Origin of the sequence: Delftia sp. K82 (genome assembly GCF_002193035.1) — a bacterium.
In the GTDB taxonomy this organism is placed as follows: Bacteria; Pseudomonadota; Gammaproteobacteria; order Burkholderiales; family Burkholderiaceae_C; genus Comamonas; species Comamonas acidovorans.
Genome location: NZ_MYFL01000003.1, coordinates 232,596 through 249,465, shown reverse-complemented (window position 1 = coordinate 249,465; position 16,870 = coordinate 232,596). Strand labels below are relative to the sequence as shown.

16 protein-coding genes are annotated in these 16,870 nt (G+C 66.2%); 8 read left to right on the top strand and 8 right to left on the bottom strand.

Going from position 1 to position 16,870, the window contains the following annotated elements:
• Nucleotides 1–584, top strand: a 584-nt coding sequence (locus KDK82_RS17980; RefSeq protein WP_088165801.1) for a sporulation protein, incomplete at its 5' end; no start/stop codon positions are given.
• A gap of 75 nt (nucleotides 585–659) precedes the next feature.
• Here KDK82_RS17980 and KDK82_RS17975 read toward each other — a convergent pair.
• Nucleotides 660–1,592, bottom strand: coding sequence for an N-formylglutamate amidohydrolase (locus KDK82_RS17975; protein ID WP_088165800.1), 933 nt, complete (start codon nucleotides 1,590–1,592; stop codon nucleotides 660–662).
• Between the two features lie 167 nt (nucleotides 1,593–1,759).
• Nucleotides 1,760–2,728 (bottom strand): tripartite tricarboxylate transporter substrate binding protein, encoded by a 969-nt coding sequence (locus KDK82_RS17970; RefSeq protein WP_012202811.1) that lies wholly within the window; start codon nucleotides 2,726–2,728, stop codon nucleotides 1,760–1,762.
• A 109-nt stretch (nucleotides 2,729–2,837) separates the two neighbouring features.
• Here KDK82_RS17970 and KDK82_RS17965 point away from each other — a divergent pair, with 109 nt between their 5' ends.
• The gene (locus tag KDK82_RS17965; RefSeq protein WP_034389800.1) at nucleotides 2,838–3,848 is read left to right on the top strand and encodes a LysR substrate-binding domain-containing protein; all 1,011 of its coding nucleotides are present in this window, start codon (nucleotides 2,838–2,840) and stop codon (nucleotides 3,846–3,848) included.
• Here KDK82_RS17965 and KDK82_RS17960 read toward each other — a convergent pair.
• The 3 genes from KDK82_RS17960 to KDK82_RS17950 form a co-directional block, all read right to left on the bottom strand.
• On the bottom strand, nucleotides 3,805–5,307 hold the full coding sequence (locus tag KDK82_RS17960; protein WP_088165799.1) for a sensor histidine kinase: 1,503 nt from the start codon (nucleotides 5,305–5,307) through the stop codon (nucleotides 3,805–3,807). The two genes, KDK82_RS17965 and KDK82_RS17960, sit on opposite strands and share 44 nt — an antisense overlap.
• A 94-nt stretch (nucleotides 5,308–5,401) precedes the next feature.
• Nucleotides 5,402–6,076: a response regulator transcription factor gene (locus tag KDK82_RS17955; RefSeq protein ID WP_012202808.1), complete on the bottom strand. Its 675-nt coding sequence runs from the start codon at nucleotides 6,074–6,076 to the stop codon at nucleotides 5,402–5,404.
• Nucleotides 6,077–6,175: 99 nt separating this feature from the next.
• Complete coding sequence (locus tag KDK82_RS17950; protein ID WP_012202807.1) at nucleotides 6,176–6,676, bottom strand: MarR family winged helix-turn-helix transcriptional regulator; 501 nt, start codon at nucleotides 6,674–6,676, stop codon at nucleotides 6,176–6,178.
• Between the two features lie 147 nt (nucleotides 6,677–6,823).
• Between KDK82_RS17950 and recA the strand changes: the two genes are divergently transcribed.
• A complete protein-coding gene (gene recA, locus KDK82_RS17945; RefSeq protein ID WP_012202806.1) occupies nucleotides 6,824–7,927 on the top strand; it encodes a recombinase RecA in 1,104 nt (367 codons plus the stop codon).
• A 202-nt stretch (nucleotides 7,928–8,129) separates the two neighbouring features.
• Entirely contained in the window at nucleotides 8,130–8,606 is a 477-nt protein-coding gene (gene recX, locus KDK82_RS17940) for a recombination regulator RecX (protein ID WP_063327512.1), read from the top strand.
• On the opposite strand, the gene yddG is transcribed toward recX, so the two are convergent.
• The 3 genes from yddG to argC are packed head-to-tail and all read right to left on the bottom strand — an operon-like array spanning nucleotide 8,603 to nucleotide 12,361.
• A complete protein-coding gene (yddG, locus tag KDK82_RS17935) occupies nucleotides 8,603–9,523 on the bottom strand; it encodes an aromatic amino acid DMT transporter YddG (protein WP_088166326.1) in 921 nt (306 codons plus the stop codon). The genes recX and yddG overlap by 4 nt on opposite strands.
• A 22-nt stretch (nucleotides 9,524–9,545) precedes the next feature.
• Nucleotides 9,546–11,432 (bottom strand): hypothetical protein, encoded by a 1,887-nt coding sequence (locus KDK82_RS17930; RefSeq protein ID WP_088165798.1) that lies wholly within the window; start codon nucleotides 11,430–11,432, stop codon nucleotides 9,546–9,548.
• Nucleotides 11,429–12,361 (bottom strand): N-acetyl-gamma-glutamyl-phosphate reductase, encoded by a 933-nt coding sequence (gene argC / locus KDK82_RS17925; protein ID WP_088165797.1) that lies wholly within the window; start codon nucleotides 12,359–12,361, stop codon nucleotides 11,429–11,431. Before argC ends, KDK82_RS17930 begins: the two co-directional genes overlap by 4 nt.
• 436 nt (nucleotides 12,362–12,797) lie before the next feature.
• On the opposite strand from argC, the gene sucC reads away from it, so the two are divergent.
• The 4 genes from sucC (at nucleotide 12,798) to KDK82_RS17905 (ending at nucleotide 16,806) form a co-directional block, all read left to right on the top strand.
• On the top strand, nucleotides 12,798–13,958 hold the full coding sequence (gene sucC, locus KDK82_RS17920) for an ADP-forming succinate--CoA ligase subunit beta (protein ID WP_012202801.1): 1,161 nt from the start codon (nucleotides 12,798–12,800) through the stop codon (nucleotides 13,956–13,958).
• Nucleotides 13,959–13,978: 20 nt separating this feature from the next.
• Entirely contained in the window at nucleotides 13,979–14,872 is an 894-nt protein-coding gene (gene sucD / locus KDK82_RS17915; protein WP_012202800.1) for a succinate--CoA ligase subunit alpha, read from the top strand.
• 166 nt (nucleotides 14,873–15,038) lie between these two features.
• A complete protein-coding gene (locus KDK82_RS17910) occupies nucleotides 15,039–15,731 on the top strand; it encodes a TerC family protein (protein ID WP_013804582.1) in 693 nt (230 codons plus the stop codon).
• Between the two features lie 292 nt (nucleotides 15,732–16,023).
• Entirely contained in the window at nucleotides 16,024–16,806 is a 783-nt protein-coding gene (locus KDK82_RS17905; RefSeq protein WP_088165796.1) for a PP2C family serine/threonine-protein phosphatase, read from the top strand.
• The last annotated feature ends 64 nt before the right edge of the window (nucleotides 16,807–16,870 follow it).

Below are 16,870 nucleotides of genomic sequence, written 5' to 3'. Positions count from 1 at the left end.
CCCCCCCCCCCCCCCCCCCCCCGCCCCCCCCCCCCCCCCCCCCGGCGCCCCCCGCCACACCCGCAGCACCCGCGGCTCCTGCCAGTGGCGAGGAACCCGCTGCACCGGCTCGCCCCGAGAAAGCCGCGGGCCCGCCCACCAGCTGCCTGGTGGCCACGGGCATCGAAGACCGCCATGCCGAGGCGCTGCGCCGCGGCCTGATCGCCCAGGTCGCCAGCGACCAGTGGGACCTGAGCAGCACGCACCAGCCGGGCCGCTGGATGGTCTACATGGGCAAATTCCCCGATGCCGAGTTCCTGGAGCGCAAGCGCGCGGAACTGCGTGCACGCAAGATCGACTTCGACCGAGCAGGCGGCGCGCTGGAGCCCGGCCTGTCGCTGGGCCGCTTCTCCTCCGAGGAAGCGGCCACGCGCGAGTTGACCAACGTTGCGCGCCAGGGCGTGCGCACGGCCCGCGTGGTGCAGGAGCGCCCCGACATCACCCTCTACACGCTGCGCCTGCCCCAGGCCACGCCCGCGCTGCGCAGCCAGGTCGAGTCCATGGGCGGCAAGGCCTTCGAGGGCAAGCCGTTCAGGCCCTGCTGAGCCCCGCCAGGGCACGATGAAAAAAGGCCCGCGATCCTGTGATCGCGGGCCTTTTGCATTTCACACGCAGGGGCTTCAGAGCGTACGCGGATCGGTGGCCATCAGCTGCTCCACCAGCACCTTCAGGTCGGTGGTCAGGCGCAGGTAGCCGGCCTGGTCGAGATCCAGGGTCTGCTCGTTCATGTAGAGCTTGCGGTTGATCTCGATCTGGATGCTGTGGCGGTGCTCGGCGGGCTTGCCGTAGCGGCGCACCAGCTCCACGCCCTTGTAGGGATGGTTGTAGTCCACGCTGTAGCCGCGCTCGCGCAGGAAGGCGCAGATGCGCTCGGACAGCGCCGGGCTGGCCGTGCTGCCGTCGCGGTCGCCGATCACGAAGTCGGCATGGACCAGGCCCGGGTGCAGCGTGGCGTGGCTGGCTGCGACGGAAGGCATGGAGTGGCAGTTGATATGGATGCTGTAGCCATGGCGCGCATGGGCGCCGTCGATGGCGCGCTCCACGGCGGCGTGGTAGGGCTTCCAGCAGCGCTCGATGCGCTGCAGCAGTTCAGCGGCGGGCAGCTGGCGGTCATAGATGGGCACGCCCTCATCGGTGAACTTCCAGATCAGGCCCTTGCCCAGGCGCACCTTCTGCAGCACGACCTGGTCGGTGGTGACGGGCAGCGGCCACTCGCCCTCGATCATGGTGGTGTCGATCTCGGTGGTGTCGCGGTTGGCATCCAGGTAGATGCGCGGGAAATGCGCCTCCACCCAGCTCACGCCCAGACCCGGCGCAAAGGCGTAGATCTTCTCCACATGCGTGTCCTCGGCCTGGCGCAGCGTGGCCAGCGGCAGGCAGGAGCCGAAGTCCGCCGGGTAGACCGTGCCGCTGTGCGGCGAGTCCAGCACCACGGCACTGGCGCCGGCAGCGCTGGTGACCATGGGCGGCGCGGCATCGGCCGCGCCGGAGCCTGCCGCGCCGGGCAGGGATTGCAGGAAGTTCTGACTGATCAGTCGCAGGACGGGATGCATGAGATGTGTCTACTCGGTTGTGCAGACGCCACTCGCCGGGCGCACTCCAAGAACAGGGCGCAGCCTCATATCAGGCACGCCCAGCAAGGGCCGTCCCGCAGCGAGGGCGTGGTCCCCCTCCCGCGAAGCGAGAGAGGGGGAAGGCGCGAAGCGCCTCAGGGGGAGCCTTAATCCAGCTGGATCTGGGCCGTGGCGGCAATCTTCTTCATCTTGGCGACTTCGCTGGCGATCTGCTTGGTGAAAGCGTCGCTGCTGGTGCCGGAGATGTACAGACCCTGGGCCGCCATGCGCTTTTGCACGGCCGGGTCCTTGAGCGCGGCCGCGATGGCCTTTTGCACGCGGGCGATCTGCTCGGGCGGCGTGCTCTTGGGGGCCACGAGACCGAACCACGAAGGATCGTTCAGGTCGGCATGGCCGGCTTCGGCGTAGGTCTGCACGTCGGGCAGGACGTCCAGGCGCTCATGCCAGGACACGGCCAGGGCCTTGACCTTGCCGCCCTTGATGTGGGGCAGCGAGGAAGCCACCTGGTCGAAGTACACGGGAACCTGGCCGCCGAGCACGTCGTTGATGGCCGGGCCTGCACCGCGGTAGGGAATGTGCTGCATCTCGGTGCCCGTGCTCTTCATGAACTGGGCGCCCCACATGTGGCCGATGGTGCCGTTGCCGGGTGTTGCGAAGCTGACCTTGCCGGGGTTGGCCTTCAGGTACTTCACGAACTCGGCGAAGTTGTTGGCGGGCACCAGCTTGGGGTTGATCACGATCACGCCAGGCGCCTTGACGATCTCGGTCACGCCGACGAAGTCGTTGATGGCGTCGTAGGGCAGCTTCTTGAACACGGCGGGGTTCACGCCGTGCGTGGACAGCGTGGCGATGCCGAAGGTCACGCCGTCGGTGGCACGCGCCACTTCGGCCATGCCGATGGAGCCGCCAGCGCCGGCCTTGTTTTCGATCACCACGGCCTGGCCGCCCAGCAGCTTGGGCAGCACATCCTGCATGTTGCGCGGGACCATGTCGGTGGAGCCACCAGCAGGGAACGGAACGACGATGCGCAGGGGACGGGAGGTGTCCTGGGCGAAGGACATTCCAGGAACGACAGAAGAAGCGGCGATGGAAGCAAGGAAATGACGTCGTTGCATAGGATCTTTCTTACAAACAAGTTCAGATTAAAAGAAATCTGCTCACAAAAAAAGCAAATACTGTGCCTGTTAATATTCCAAACAGGAATACTTTCATCATATCCCTGTCATGAGTTTGCGCCGCCTCAACCCGCCCACGCATCTGCTGCGCGCTTTCTCCACCGTGGTGCGCTTCGGGGGCGTCTCGCGCGCGGCCGAAGCCTTGCACCTGACGCAAAGCGCAGTCAGCAAGCAGATCCAGGAGCTGGAGAAATGGGTGGGCGTGCCGCTGTTCGAACGCGAGCGCAAGCGCTTGAGGCTGACGCCCGCGGGCGAGCGCTATGAGCGCGCAGTGCGCGCCCTGCTGGGCCAGCTGGAGGCAGCCACTCTCGAACTCATCACCAGCGATGACAGCCGAGGCGCGCTGCACCTGTCATCGCTGCCGACTTTCGCGGCCAAGTGGCTGATCCCCAGGCTGCCCCAGTTTCAGCAGCGCTATCCACAGATCACGCTGCACTTTGTACCCTACGTACACAGCTACCAATTTGACAGTCCGGGGCTGGACTGCGCAATTTTGTTTGGCGACGGGCACTGGAATGGCGCGCATGCCCACTATCTGGTGGGCCGCCAGGTGGCGCTGATCGCACCGCCGCGCGGCGCGGGCCCCGAGGCACGCATCACCACCCCCCAGGACGTGGCGCGCTGCACCCGGCTGCGCCATGTGACCATTCCCGATGCCTGGGCGCGCTGGAGCGAGGCCCATGGCGTCAACGGCATCAGCCCCCTTGCGGGCCCGCAGTTCGACCAGTTCCAGACCATCATCCGCGCCGTCATGGCCGGCATGGGCATCGCCCTGGTGCCGCGCTGCCTGGTGCAGGACGAGATCGCGGCCGGCCTGGTGAACGAGCCCCTGCCCCAGCACGGCTACCAGAGCGCCCTGGGCTACTGGCTGTGCTATCCGGCCGACCGCGCCAACCACGGCACCCTGGGCATCTTCCGCAACTGGCTGGTGGACCATGCCGCGCAGACGCCGGGACGGATCGCGGTGGCGCCTGTGGCTCCCGGGGAATCTGCGGCAGCCGGGGAAGCCCCGCCACCTACGCCGCAGGCTTGGGCGACGGCGGCGAGCGCAGCGCCTTAAAGCGCACGCTGAAACGCGCACCCGGCGGCTGCTGGCCAGGATGCGCATCTTCCAGCACCACCTGGGCTCCATGCTGGCGCGCGATCTCCAGCACGATGGGCAGGCCCAGGCCCGAGCCATCGGCCTCCGAGCCCAGCACGCGGTAGAACGGCTGGAACACCAGCTCGCGCTCGGCCTCGGGCACGCCGGGTCCCGAATCCTCCACCTGCAGCAACAGGACCTGGCCGAAGGGGTCGGCCAGCACGCGCACCGTGACCATGCCGGGCCGGCTGCTGCTGGAAGGCGTGTAGTTGATGGCGTTGTCCACGAGGTTGCGCACCAGCTCCGTCAGCAGCGTGGCGTTGCCCTGCAGCCAGACGCCCGTGGCCGATGACTCGGCGCCGTCGTATCCCAGGTCCACATGCTTGTCCATGGCGCGCGGCAGGCAGTCGCGCACCACGTCGGTGACGATGCGCACCAGGTTGCAGGGCTGCATGGCCAGGCCGCGGCCCACGCCGGCGCTCTCGGCGCGCGCCAGCGCCAGCAATTGGTTCACCGTGTGCGTGGCGCGGATGCTGGAGCGCGCGATCTGTGCCAGGGACTGCCGCAACTCCTCCGTGCTCACGCCCTCGCGCTGGGCCAGTTCGGCCTGCATGCGCAGCCCGGCCAGCGGTGTCTTGAGCTGGTGGGCCGCGTCGGCCAGAAAGCGCTTTTGCGTGGCCAGCGAATCACCGAGCCGGCCCAGCAGGTCGTTGACCGAGTCCACCAGCGGCACGACTTCCAGCGGCACGTCCTTGTGGTTGATGGGCGAGAGGTCCTCGGGCCGGCGCGCGCGGATGCGCTCCTCCAGCCGGTGCAGCGGCTTGATGCCGCGCGCCAGCGCCAGCCACACCAGCAAGGCGGCCAGGGGCAGGATGACGAACTGCGGCAGCATCACGCCCTTGATGATTTCCGTAGCCAGCACGCTGCGCTTTTCGCGCGTCTCGGCCACCTGGACCAGGGCCTGGGGCTCGTCGGGCAGGGGCATGCGCACCCAGACATGGGCCACGCGCAGGTCAATGCCGCGAAACTCCGCATCGCGCAGCTGCACGGCCCCGCCGGTCGGTGCACCGCCGGGCAATAGATCGCCAGATGGCGGATCGTCGGACTCGGGCGGCAGCGGCAGATCGCGCTCGCCGGCCAGGTACTCGCCCTTGACGCCCAGCACCTGGAAATACACGGTGTCCGACTCGTCGGCGCGCAGGATCTCGCTGGCCGATTGCGGCAGGTTGAACAGCACCTTGCCCTGCTGCACCATCACCAGCTGCGCCAGCGCCTGGGCGTTGTACTCCAGCGCGCGATCGAACGGCTTGTTGGCCAGGCCCTGGGCCACCAGCCAGGTCAGCGCCAGGCTCACGGGCCACAGCAGCAGCAGCGGCGTGAGCATCCAGTCAAGGATCTCGCCGAACAGTGAGCGCTGTTCACGCTGGAAGATTTTCATCGGCGGGCAGCCCTCACGACGGGTTCACGGCCCCGTGGCATCCGCCACTATGCGCAGGCAAGCCAACCCGGGCCTGACAGCCAGGGCAGCGGCCTCAGGAAGCGATCTTCTCAAGGCAGTAGCCCAGGCCGCGCACGGTGGCGATGCGGATGGGGCCGCGCTCTATCTTCTTGCGCAGGCGGTGGATATAGACCTCGATGGCGTTGTTGCTGACCTCGTCGCCCCATTCGCACAGGCGCTCGACCAACTGGTCCTTGCTGACCAGCCGGCCCGCACGCTGCAGCAGCACTTCCAGCAGGCCCAGCTCGCGCGCCGACAGCTCGACCATCTTGCCGTCGATGGTGGCCACGCGGCCGGCCTGGTCGTAGACAAGGGGGCCGTGCTTGATGGTGCTGCTGGCGCCACCCATGCCGCGCCGCGTGAGAGCGCGCACACGCGCCTCCAGCTCGGACAGCGCAAACGGTTTGGCCATGTAGTCGTCGGCGCCGTAGTCCAGCCCCTGCACGCGCTCTTCCACGCTGTCGGCCGCCGTGAGGATGAGCACCGGCAGCGCATCGCCCCGGCCGCGCAGCTTCTTGAGCACTTCGAGCCCGTGCATCTTGGGCAGGCCCAGGTCCAGGATGAGCAGGTCGAACTCGCTGCTGGTCATCAGCGCGGTATCGGCCTCGCTGCCGTTGGCCACATGGCTGACCACGGCGCCCGAGCCGCGCAGGCTGCGCAGCAGACCATCGGCCAGGACCTGGTCGTCTTCGGCAATCAGAATGCGCATGGGGTTGTCTCCTGAAATACAGACGCGCTCTGGATGTTGGAAATGCGCGTCTTTGATTCCTAGGATTCTAGGATGCGCCCCGCCCCACGGGCAGGGACCTTACCCGAGTGAGCCGCCGCCCGCATAGGCCTCCAGCCCCAGCGCCACCACGGTGGCGATGTCGTCGCCGACTTCCTCACGGAACTCGGCCTCGGCCTGGGACACGGCGTCATGGAAGGCCTGCAGCCAAGCCAGGCCCGCAGGCGTGAAGCGGATGCGGCGTGCGCGCGCATCGCGTTCGTCGCTTTCGCGCGTGACCAGGCCCCAGGCCTCGCACTGGGCCACCAGGTCGCCCATGGACTGCTTGGTCATGCCAGCGCGCTCGGCCAGGTCGGTGAGCCTGTCGCCAGCCAGCGACAGATGCCGCGTGATGTGGATGTGGGCCGCACCCACCTTGTCGCGCGCCGCAAGATTGGACAGCGCCAGCGGCACCTCCACATCGCGCGCCATGAGCTGCAGCACACGCGCGTCGAACCGCCGCATGGCATGGCCGAGCAGGCGGCCCAGGTGGGTCTGGCGCCAGGCGTCGGCGGGCGGCGTGACGGGGGAAAACTCACTCATGGATGCATTGTGGAGGCAAATCCAACAAGTCAGGAAAACTGACTAAAAACACCCACAAAACAAACCAACAAGCCCATAAACTACTGTTCAAGCATCCAGCCTGAATGCAAATACAGAGCTGAAACCCCAGCCAACCCAGGAGTCCGCATGAACACCGCCGTCACCACCGCCAACAGTGAAAAAGCCAAGGCCCTGCAGGCCGCACTCGCCCAGATCGAAAAGCAGTTCGGCAAGGGCACGATCATGCGCCTGGGTGAAGGCGAAGCCATCCAGGACATCCAAGTCGTCTCCACCGGCTCGCTGGGCCTGGACATCGCCCTGGGCGTTGGCGGCCTGCCCCGTGGCCGCGTGATCGAGATCTACGGCCCTGAATCCTCGGGCAAGACCACGCTGACGCTGCAGGTCATCGCCGAAATGCAAAAGCAGGGCGGCACCTGCGCCTTCATCGACGCCGAGCACGCACTGGACACCAGCTACGCCCAGAAGCTGGGCGTAAACCTCAACGAAGTGCTGATCAGCCAGCCCGATACCGGCGAGCAGGCCCTGGAAATCGTGGACAGCCTGGTGCGCTCGGGTGCCGTGGACATGATCGTCGTGGACTCGGTGGCCGCCCTCACACCCCGGGCCGAAATCGAAGGCGAGATGGGCGACCAGTTGCCCGGCCTGCAGGCCCGCCTGATGAGCCAGGCGCTGCGCAAGCTGACAGCCACCATCAAGAAGACCAACTGCATGGTCATCTTCATCAACCAGATCCGCATGAAGATCGGCGTGATGTTCGGCAGCCCCGAAACCACCACGGGCGGCAATGCGTTGAAGTTCTACGCCTCGGTCCGCCTGGACATCCGCCGCACCGGCACCATCAAGAAGGGCGACGAGGCCATCGGCAACGAGACCAAGGTCAAGGTCGTCAAGAACAAGGTCTCGCCTCCGTTCAAGACCGCCGAGTTCGACATCCTCTTCGGCGAAGGCATCTCGCGCGAAGGTGAAATCCTGGACATGGGCGTCAACGCCAAGATCCTCGACAAGTCGGGCGCCTGGTATGCCTACAACGGCGAGAAGATCGGCCAGGGCCGCGACAACGCCCGCGAATTCCTGCGCGAGAACAGCGGCCTGGCCGTGGAGATCGAGAACAAGGTGCGCGACAGCCTGGGCATTGCCCTGCTGCCCACGGCCGGTGGCGATGCCCCCGAAGCCAAGGCCGCCAAGGCGGGCAAGGCCAAGGCCGACAAGGACGGCGTGATCGAAGCCTGAGCGGCCTGACCCCTCACTGCAGGCGCTGCCGCGCCTGCACACACTGTGTTTGCCATCTTGGCGCAGGCTCACGTCTGCGCCTTTTTTATCGCCGGGACGCCCCAAGGCAAAAAAGCGGCCCCCTTGGGGGGCAGCGGACCTTGCGCAGCAAGGGGAGCGTGGGGGCCTTTTTTATTCGGGACGATTCAGGAGACATTGCCGCATGGGATTCGCCAAGCTGTCGCTCAAGGGCCGGGCGCTCAAGCTGCTGGGCCAGCGCGAACATTCACGGCTGGAGCTGGAACGCAAGCTCGCCCCCCATGTGGAGGAAGGCGAAGACCTGGGCGCCATGCTCGACGCGCTGGAGCAGCGCGGCTTCATCAGTGCCCAGCGCGTGGCCGAGTCCGTGCTGCACCGCAAGGCCGCGCGCTTTGGCACGGCACGCGTGGTGCAGGAGTTGCGCAACAAGGGGCTGGACGACGGCCTGGTGCGCGCCGCCGCAGAGCAACTGCGCGCCACCGAACTGCAGCGCGCCCTTGCCGTATGGCGCCAGCGCTTCGGCGCACCACCGGCCACACCGCAGGAACGACTCAAGCAGATGCGTTTCCTGGCTGCGCGCGGTTTTGGAGGAGAAATTGCGAGCAAGGTGCTGCGGGGGCGCAGCGAAGACTGGGACGCAGGAGCAGAGGACGAAGGCTAGTCTGCGCGCCGGGTCGCACCCCAGCACACCAGCGACCCCACGGTCACCAGCACCACGCCCTGCCAAAAGCCCCAGCCCGGCTGCACCTGCAGCCAGGCACTGGCCAGCAAGGCAGAGAACACGGGCGTGAAGTACGAGGCGGCAGCCATCACGGCCAGATGCCCGTGCTGTATGCCGTGCTCCCAGCAGCTGTAGCCCAGGGCGGTGAGCCCGCCCACGGCCAGCAATTGCAGCACCAGGGTGCCCGACCATTGCATGCCGCCTTCGCCGCCCAGCCACAGCCATTTGATCCACAACGCCAGCGCAGTCCATATCAGGAAAAGGCCCACAGCATTGTGACCACCGCCCCAGCGCCGCGCAGCCAGCGAATAGCAGGGCCACAGCAGGGCCGCGCCAAAAGCCAGTCCATACGCCAGCGGGTTGGACAGCATGTGGTCCGCCATGCCCCGCAGTTGCAGGGAATCACCGCCCAGCACGCGCGTCAGCCCCCACAGGCACAGCAGCACGCCGGGCCACAGCCACCAGCGCGCATGCTGCTGGCGCAGCAGCACGGCCAAAACGATGGTCAGGCTGGGCCACAGGTAATTGATCAGCCCCAGCTCCAGCGCCTGGGCGCGGTCCTGCGCCAGGCCAATCGCCAGCGACAGGCAGATCTCGTAGACCGCAAACAGCAGGCCACAGCCCCAGAAGTAGGCCGGATGCATGGCCCGCCACTGCGAGGGCCTGGGCAGGCCGCGCACGGCTGCCACGCACAGGGCGCTGACCGTATAGAGCATGGCGGCACCGCCCACGGCGCCCAGCGGCTCGGCCACCGAGCGCATCAGGCCCACGGTGCAGCTCCAGCACACCACGGCCAGCAGTCCGATGGCGGTGGCCCGGCCGGCGGCCACGGGCGAGTTGTTCTGCAGGGAAGACACGTCGATGGCTGCGCGCGGCAGATCAGTGCGGTTGCAGCAGCTGGCGCAGCGAGTGGTACAGCGCATCCGAGCCATGCGCGGTGTTGTCCGCATCGAACGAGAACTCGTTGCTGGACTGCGTGCCCGTCGCATCCTCGGGCCGGGCTTCCATGAAGAAGGACAGGAAGCGCGCGCCCTGGCGGCGGTGCATGGTCAGCACTTTCTCCAGCCGCTGTGGCGACAGGGCCACCAGCGGATGGAACTCCGTCACGCCATAGGCCGTGTGGCCATAGCGGCGCAGCATCTGGCCGACCAGCGGGCCGTAGGTATCTTCGCCGTACAGGCTGACACCCAGGGACAGCCCCGGCATGCGCTGCAGGCTGCGCTCCACGGCATAGCGGTTGGCATCCCAGCTCGGATTCGCATGGGGGTTGAGCTGGTGGGCAAAGCGAGGAACCCGGCCCAGGCAGCCGTGGCCGATGTGCTCGGAAAAGCCCTGGATGTAGTCGGCCACCTGCTGCTCGCGGAAATCGTTCCAGTCCGTGACCAGCGGGTTGTAGAACAGCGCCAGCCGGTCCTGCGGGCTGTCCACCCAGAATTCCACGCCGTCCGGCAGCTTGCCGAAGTCGGGCAAGGCCTCGGCGGCATGGGGCCTGGGCTCGCCTTGGTTGCGGTCCATCACGGCGATCTGGCGAGTGGCCAGCAGGCCCAGGCTGCGTCCACCGGCCTGCAGCACCACGTCGATGCGGTGCAGGCCCTCGCCCAGCGCCGGATAGCGGATGTCGGCACGCCAGCCCACATCGGGCGTGAGGAACCCAGGCTTGGCCTGTGCCACGTCCTGGCGGTGCATGTGCACGGGGGCGTGCGAGTAAGGACGCCCGTCCACGAAGACGGCCACGGCCAGCTGCTTTTGCAGCTTCGCATCGGGCGAGTGGACCCAGCCGGACACGGGCACGGTGCCGGCTGCATAGCTGTCGATGTGCTGGAAGAAGTTCTGCAGCGGCTCGCTGCGGATGTTGCGCGACGGCGGCTCGACCGCGTCGAAGCTGGCAAAGCCGGACTTCAGATGGGCATTGAGCCGCGCGATGTCGCCATAGCGCTGGCGCAGGAATGCATGGAAGCCCGCCACGGAGGCCGGGCTGTAGTCGGTGACCGCATAGCCTTCGGCCGCGAACCCCATGCCGGCCTCGAACCCCGGAAACAGCTGGTGCGTCTCGCCCAGCACGGTGAGGGCGCGCAGCTGGTGCATGGCGGCATCGCCTGCGGCGCACATCCGCTCGGCCAGGGCATCGACGACCAGTTTGCGCACGCGCGTGACTTCGTTGTCCTGCCGCGCGACCGACCACGGGAAGATGCGCGCGCCCAGATAGCTGTCCAGCGGTAGCGGCCCCTTGGGTGTCCACGCAAGATTGGCGGGATCGGCGGCCAGGCGCTCCTCGGCCTTGGAGTGCACCTCGAAATGCGTGGCGAACAGATACAGCACCACGGGCCGGTGCGCCTGCGCCACCGTGCGCACCACGCGGTCCAGCGCCTCGCCCCGGACTTCCCAGGCCTGGCCATTCCACTGCACATAGCGCAGCAGCGGCACGCTGAGCGTATAGCCCAGGTCCAGTTCACCCTGGGGCCGGCCCAGGCGCTGCAGCGTGGCTTTCACCATTTCTGCGGCCGAGCCCTGCGGACCCAGGCAACTGGCGGGTATCTGCTGAAATTCCTTGGGAAAGTCCTCGCGCAGCCCGTCCTGCACCAGACAGGCTTCCATATTGCCCAGCAGCGGACTCAGCAGCAGGCGCGATGAAGACGGCAATGCAGGCCGCAGCTTCCAGGCAAACACAACGACCAGCAGGCACAGCACGGCCAGGGCCAGGACATGGCCCCAGACCGGACTGCGCCGGCCCGGCAGGGACGCGGACGGAGGCGTGGCCGGGCTCACAGGCCCAGCATGATCTGCAGGTTCTGAACGGCGGCGCCGCTGGCGCCCTTGCCCAGGTTGTCCAGACGGGCGATCAGCACGGCCTGGCGGTACTGCTCATTGGCGAACACGCGCAGCTCCAGCTTGTTGGTGTCGGTCAGCGTGTCGGCGGCCAGCTTCATGTCCTCGGTGGGCGGCAGCACCGACACCCATTGCTCCGGCGTGTTGGTGGCCGCGTAGTGGGAGGCCAGCGCATCGTACAGGTCGGCCGCCTTGGGCGCGCCCGGCAGCAGGTCCAGATGCAGCGGCAGCTGCACCAGCATGCCCTGGCGGAAATTGCCCACGGCGGGAATGAACACCGGGCGGCGCGTCAGGCCGGTGTATTGCAGGATCTCGGGAATGTGCTTGTGCGTCAGGCCCAGCGCGTAGGCCTCGTAAGGCGCGGCCGTGCCGGCCTCATAGGCTTCGATCATGCTGCGGCCGCCGCCCGAATAGCCGGACACCGAGGGCAGGCTCAGGCCATGGTCGGCGGGGATGAGGCCCGCGGCAACCAGCGGGTGCAGCAGCGCGATGGCTCCCGTCGCATAGCAGCCGGGGTTGGACACGCGCTTGGCAGTCTTGACCGCCTCAAGCTGGCCGGCACGCAGCTCCGGAAAGCCATACACCCAGTCGGGCGCCACGCGGTGGGCCGTGGATGCATCGATGATCTTGATGGCACGGCCGGTCTCGGCCTCAATGGAATCGACCATGGCCACGGTCTCGCGCGCGGCATCGTCATGCAGGCACAGGATGACCAAGTCCACGCCGGCGATCAGCGCACGCTTGGCGGCAGGATCCTTTCGCAGCTCGGGGGCAATGCTGACCAGCTCCACGCCGGACAGATCGACCAGACGCTCACGGATCTGCAGCCCTGTCGTGCCTGCTTCGCCATCGATAAAGACTTTTGCCATCGCTGTATTTCTCCTGCTGCGCGGCCCTCCTGGAGCCGCTGCGGCACCATTGCCGCGTTCCAGCTGCGGATTCTCACCGAAACCGGGTCCCCCTGCGCCCGTTGTCGCAAAACGGTTGGCGGTGGCGATCAAGGGCCTGCTGACATGCGCCTGTTACAAACAGCGGGCAGCGCCGTCTGCAGATCCTCTATAAGACAAAAGAGCTGTGGCGCCTGAAAGAAATGTCGGGAAACCGTCTTTTCCCTGACATATCAATGCATTGCACAGTTCCTGGCATGCTGCTTGGCCCGCAGGAAATTGTGGATTCTGCGCATGGGGGCGTGTCGGATGGCGCAGTGCAGCATGGTACATTCGGCGATTGCCAGGTCACTCCGCCTTGAGGCAGCACCCCAGGGCTACCGGGTCAATCCCCCCCTATTTGTTTGAGAGAGACATCATGAAGATTCATGAATACCAAGGCAAGGACATCTTGCGTCAGTTTGGTGTGCCTGTACCTCGCGGTATCCCTGCGTTCACAGTGCAAGAGGCCGTCGAGGCCGCCCAGAAGCTTGGCGGCCCCGTGTGGGTCGTGAAGGCCCAGATCCACGCTGGTGGTCGCGGCAAGGGCGGCGGCGTGAAGGTTGCCAAGAGCATTGACGACGTCAAGGCACTGGCTGGCCAGATCCTGGGCATGCAGCTGGTCACGCACCAGACCGGCCCCGAAGGCCAGAAGGTCCGCCGCCTGTACATCGAAGACGGCGCCGACATCCAGAAGGAATACTACCTGTCGTGCGTGACCGATCGCGGCACGCAGAAGGTGGCCTTCATCGCTTCCAGCGAAGGCGGCATGGACATCGAGGAAGTGGCCCACTCCACTCCCGAGAAGATCATCACCATCTTCGTTGATCCCCTGGTCGGCCTGACCCAGGCCCAAGGCGAAGAACTGGCCAAGGGCATCGGCATGCCTGCCGACTCCACCGCCCAGTTCATCGACATCTGCCAGAAGCTCTACAAGTGCTACATGGACACGGATGCCTCGCTGGTCGAGATCAACCCGCTGAACCGTGACAGCAAGGGCAACGTGGTTGCCCTGGACGCGAAGTTCAACTTCGACGCCAACGCCCTGTTCCGCCTGCCCGAAATCGTGGCCCTGCGCGACCTGGACGAAGAAGATCCCGCTGAAGTCGAAGCCTCCAAGTTCGATCTGGCCTACATCTCGCTGGACGGCAACATCGGCTGCCTGGTCAACGGTGCAGGTCTGGCCATGGCCACCATGGACACCATCAAGCTGTTCGGCGGCGAGCCGGCCAACTTCCTGGACGTGGGCGGCGGCGCCACCCCCGAGAAGGTCACCGAAGCCTTCAAGATCATGCTCAAGAACCCCAAGGTCGAAGGCATTCTGGTCAACATCTTCGGCGGCATCATGAAGTGCGACACCATCGCCACCGGCGTGATCACTGCCTGCAAGGCCGTGAACCTGCAAGTGCCCCTGGTCGTGCGCATGAAGGGCACGAACGAAGAACTGGGCAAGAAGATGCTGGCCGAGTCCGGCCTGCCCATCATCAGCGCCGACACGATGGCCGAAGCGGCCACCAAGATCGTCGAAGCCGTCAAGTAAGCAGGCCCGGAGAAAACACCATGTCGATCTACATCAACAAAGACACCAAGGTCATCACCCAAGGCATCACGGGCAAGACGGGCCAGTTCCACACTGAAAAGTGCATTGAATACGCGAACGGCAAGAACTGCTTCGTGGCCGGTGTGAACCCCAAGAAGGCCGGCGAAAAGATCTTCGACGTGCCAATCTACGCCTCCGTCAAGGAAGCCGCGCAAGGCACGGGCGCCACGGTCTCCGTGATCTACGTTCCCCCCGCAGGCGCTGCCGCCGCGATCTGGGAAGCCGTGGAAGCAGACCTGGACCTGGCCATCTGCATCACCGAAGGCATCCCCGTCCGTGACATGCTGGAAGTGCGCAACAAGATGCGCGCCAAGGAAGCCGCAGGCGGCAAGCGCACCCTGCTGCTGGGCCCCAACTGCCCCGGCCTGATCACGCCCGACGAGATCAAGATCGGCATCATGCCCGGCCACATCCACAAGAAGGGCCGCATCGGCGTGGTCAGCCGCTCCGGCACGCTGACCTATGAAGCCGTGGCACAGCTGACCGAACTGGGCATTGGCCAGTCGTCGGCCGTGGGCATCGGCGGTGACCCGATCAACGGTCTCAAGCACATCGACGTGATGAAGGCCTTCAACGACGATCCCGACACCGACGCCGTCATCATGATCGGCGAAATCGGCGGTCCCGACGAAGCCGAAGCTGCCCGCTGGTGCAAGGACAACATGAAGAAGCCGATCGTCGGCTTCATCGCTGGTGTCACCGCCCCTCCCGGCAAGCGCATGGGCCACGCCGGCGCGCTGATCTCCGGCGGTGCCGACACGGCCGACGCCAAGCTGGCCATCATGGAAGAGTGCGGTTTCGTCATCACCCGCAATCCTTCCGAAATGGGTCGCCTGCTCAAGGGCCTTATCTAAGCGGCACCGGTTCTGCGCGACATCCTGGGGTTCGCCCCAGGAAAAAATTACGCAGAATTACGAATCGGTAAGGCGGCAAGTCCGCCCTACACTGACGACTCCAAAAAAGAAAAAGCGCCAGAGGCCACCGCCCTGGCGCTTTTCAACTCATAACAGTGGAGAAACCATGGAATACCTGCAAAGCGCCGATTTCTGGATCGGCCTGTTGAAGATCGTCTGGATCAACATCATTCTGTCTGGCGACAACGCCGTCGTCATCGCCCTCGCAGCACGCTCGCTGCCCCCCGCACAGCAAAAGAAAGCCGTCATGTTCGGCTCCGGCGCCGCCGTGGTGCTGCGGATCATCCTGACCGTGGTCGCGGCCAAGCTGCTGGAGCTGTCCTTCCTGCAGATCGTGGGCGGCTGCCTGCTGCTGTGGATCGGCCTGCAACTGCTGACCGGCGAAGAAGATGATGAAGGCGAATCCAAGGGACACGGCAGCATGATGGTCGCCATCCGCACCATCCTGATCGCCGACCTGGTGATGAGCCTGGACAACGTGATCGCCGTGGCCGCCACGGCGCAGGGCAACATGGTCCTGCTGATCCTGGGCCTGGCCATCAGCATCCCGCTGGTGATCTTCGGCTCCACGCTGATGATCAAGCTCATGGAGCGCTTCCCCGTCATCATCACGCTGGGCGCTGCCCTGATCGGCTGGGTCGGCGGAGAAACCATCGTCAACGACCGCCTGCTGCACGACTACGCCATCAGCCATCCCTGGCTGCACTACGTGGCGGCTGCCGCCGGTGCCGTGCTGGTCGTCGGCATTGGCAAGCTCCTGCAGTCGCGCTCCGGCGCCAAGCACGCGGCACAGGCCTGATACTGCCGCAGGCGGCCCCTCGCCACCTCCACAACGCACTGCCTCGGCAGTGCGTTTTTGCTTTGTGAGGATCCGTTCTTGATGTGGCGTCAAGCTGACGAGCCGCTACGCCGGCCCATTCTTGGCACTTGGGGGCACTGTTTTCATTTACGCTGTGCACCGGCTTCACCATTGCATCTGCACACAGGGACTGATGGCAACACCGCCGCGCCCGCCCTTCGCCACCATGCCCAGCGCACCCAAGACCCCGGACCAGCCCTGCCGACAGGCAGTCCCTGCGCAACACTGCGCCATGGTTGCGCGCACCGATGTGGGCCGGCGCCGTGACAACAACGAGGATGCGGTCACTATCCACCCCAGCGCCCAGCCCTGGCCCATTGCGGTGCTGGCCGATGGCATGGGCGGCTACAACGCCGGCGAAGTCGCCAGCGCCATGGCCATCAGCCTGGTCTCAGTGGCACTGCAAAGCGTGGCCACCGAGGCGCCGGCAGCCAACACTCCGCAAGCCCGCCAGGAATTGCAGCAGTCACTGGCCAATGCCTTGAACCTGGCCAACGCCGCCATTCTTACGGCCGCCCGGGAAACACCGGGCTGCCGCGGCATGGGCACCACCATCATTGCCGCAGCCCTGCTGCCAGGTCTGCTGATGCTCGCCCACCTTGGCGACTCGCGGGCCTACGGCTGGCGCGAGGGTCAACTGCTGCGCCTGACCCGGGACCACACCTGGCTACAGGAAGAAATCGACGCAGGCCGCATCCAGGACCACGAAGCCCGGCAATCCGGCCTGGGCCACCTGCTCACCCAGGCCCTGGGCGTCACGCCGGACGTCACGCCCGATTTCAATGAGTGGCCGCTGCAACCCGGCGACCGCATCCTGCTGTGCTCCGACGGCCTCACCGACATGCTCGATGACCAAGCCATCGCCGCCCTGTTCACCCAATCCAGCCCGCTGCCCGTCTTGCTGACCTCGCTGCTCGCCGCCGCCAATGAAGCCGGCGGAAACGACAACATCAGCGCGGCGCTGATCGAGATACAGGCCAGCCCGTCCCCCACAGCCAGCACTTCCCTCGATTGAGCCTCACACAGCGATCGACGGCAGATCCCAACCGATGGACGCGCTTGCCTGCACCGCCCTCGCA

Bases quoted from the DNA above. Each gene is read 5' to 3' on its own strand.
- KDK82_RS17975 (WP_088165800.1), bottom strand. From the start codon at position 1,592: ATGCATCCCGTCCTGCGACTGATCAGTCAGAACTTCCTGCAATCCCTG.
- KDK82_RS17970 (WP_012202811.1), bottom strand. From the start codon at position 2,728: ATGCAACGACGTCATTTCCTTGCTTCCATCGCCGCTTCTTCTGTCGTT.
- KDK82_RS17965 (WP_034389800.1), top strand. From the start codon at position 2,838: ATGAGTTTGCGCCGCCTCAACCCGCCCACGCATCTGCTGCGCGCTTTC.
- KDK82_RS17960 (WP_088165799.1), bottom strand. From the start codon at position 5,307: ATGAAAATCTTCCAGCGTGAACAGCGCTCACTGTTCGGCGAGATCCTT.
- KDK82_RS17955 (WP_012202808.1), bottom strand. From the start codon at position 6,076: ATGCGCATTCTGATTGCCGAAGACGACCAGGTCCTGGCCGATGGTCTG.
- KDK82_RS17950 (WP_012202807.1), bottom strand. From the start codon at position 6,676: ATGAGTGAGTTTTCCCCCGTCACGCCGCCCGCCGACGCCTGGCGCCAG.
- recA (WP_012202806.1), top strand. From the start codon at position 6,824: ATGAACACCGCCGTCACCACCGCCAACAGTGAAAAAGCCAAGGCCCTG.
- recX (WP_063327512.1), top strand. From the start codon at position 8,130: ATGGGATTCGCCAAGCTGTCGCTCAAGGGCCGGGCGCTCAAGCTGCTG.
- argC (WP_088165797.1), bottom strand. From the start codon at position 12,361: ATGGCAAAAGTCTTTATCGATGGCGAAGCAGGCACGACAGGGCTGCAG.
- sucC (WP_012202801.1), top strand. From the start codon at position 12,798: ATGAAGATTCATGAATACCAAGGCAAGGACATCTTGCGTCAGTTTGGT.
- sucD (WP_012202800.1), top strand. From the start codon at position 13,979: ATGTCGATCTACATCAACAAAGACACCAAGGTCATCACCCAAGGCATC.
- KDK82_RS17910 (WP_013804582.1), top strand. From the start codon at position 15,039: ATGGAATACCTGCAAAGCGCCGATTTCTGGATCGGCCTGTTGAAGATC.
- KDK82_RS17905 (WP_088165796.1), top strand. From the start codon at position 16,024: ATGGTTGCGCGCACCGATGTGGGCCGGCGCCGTGACAACAACGAGGAT.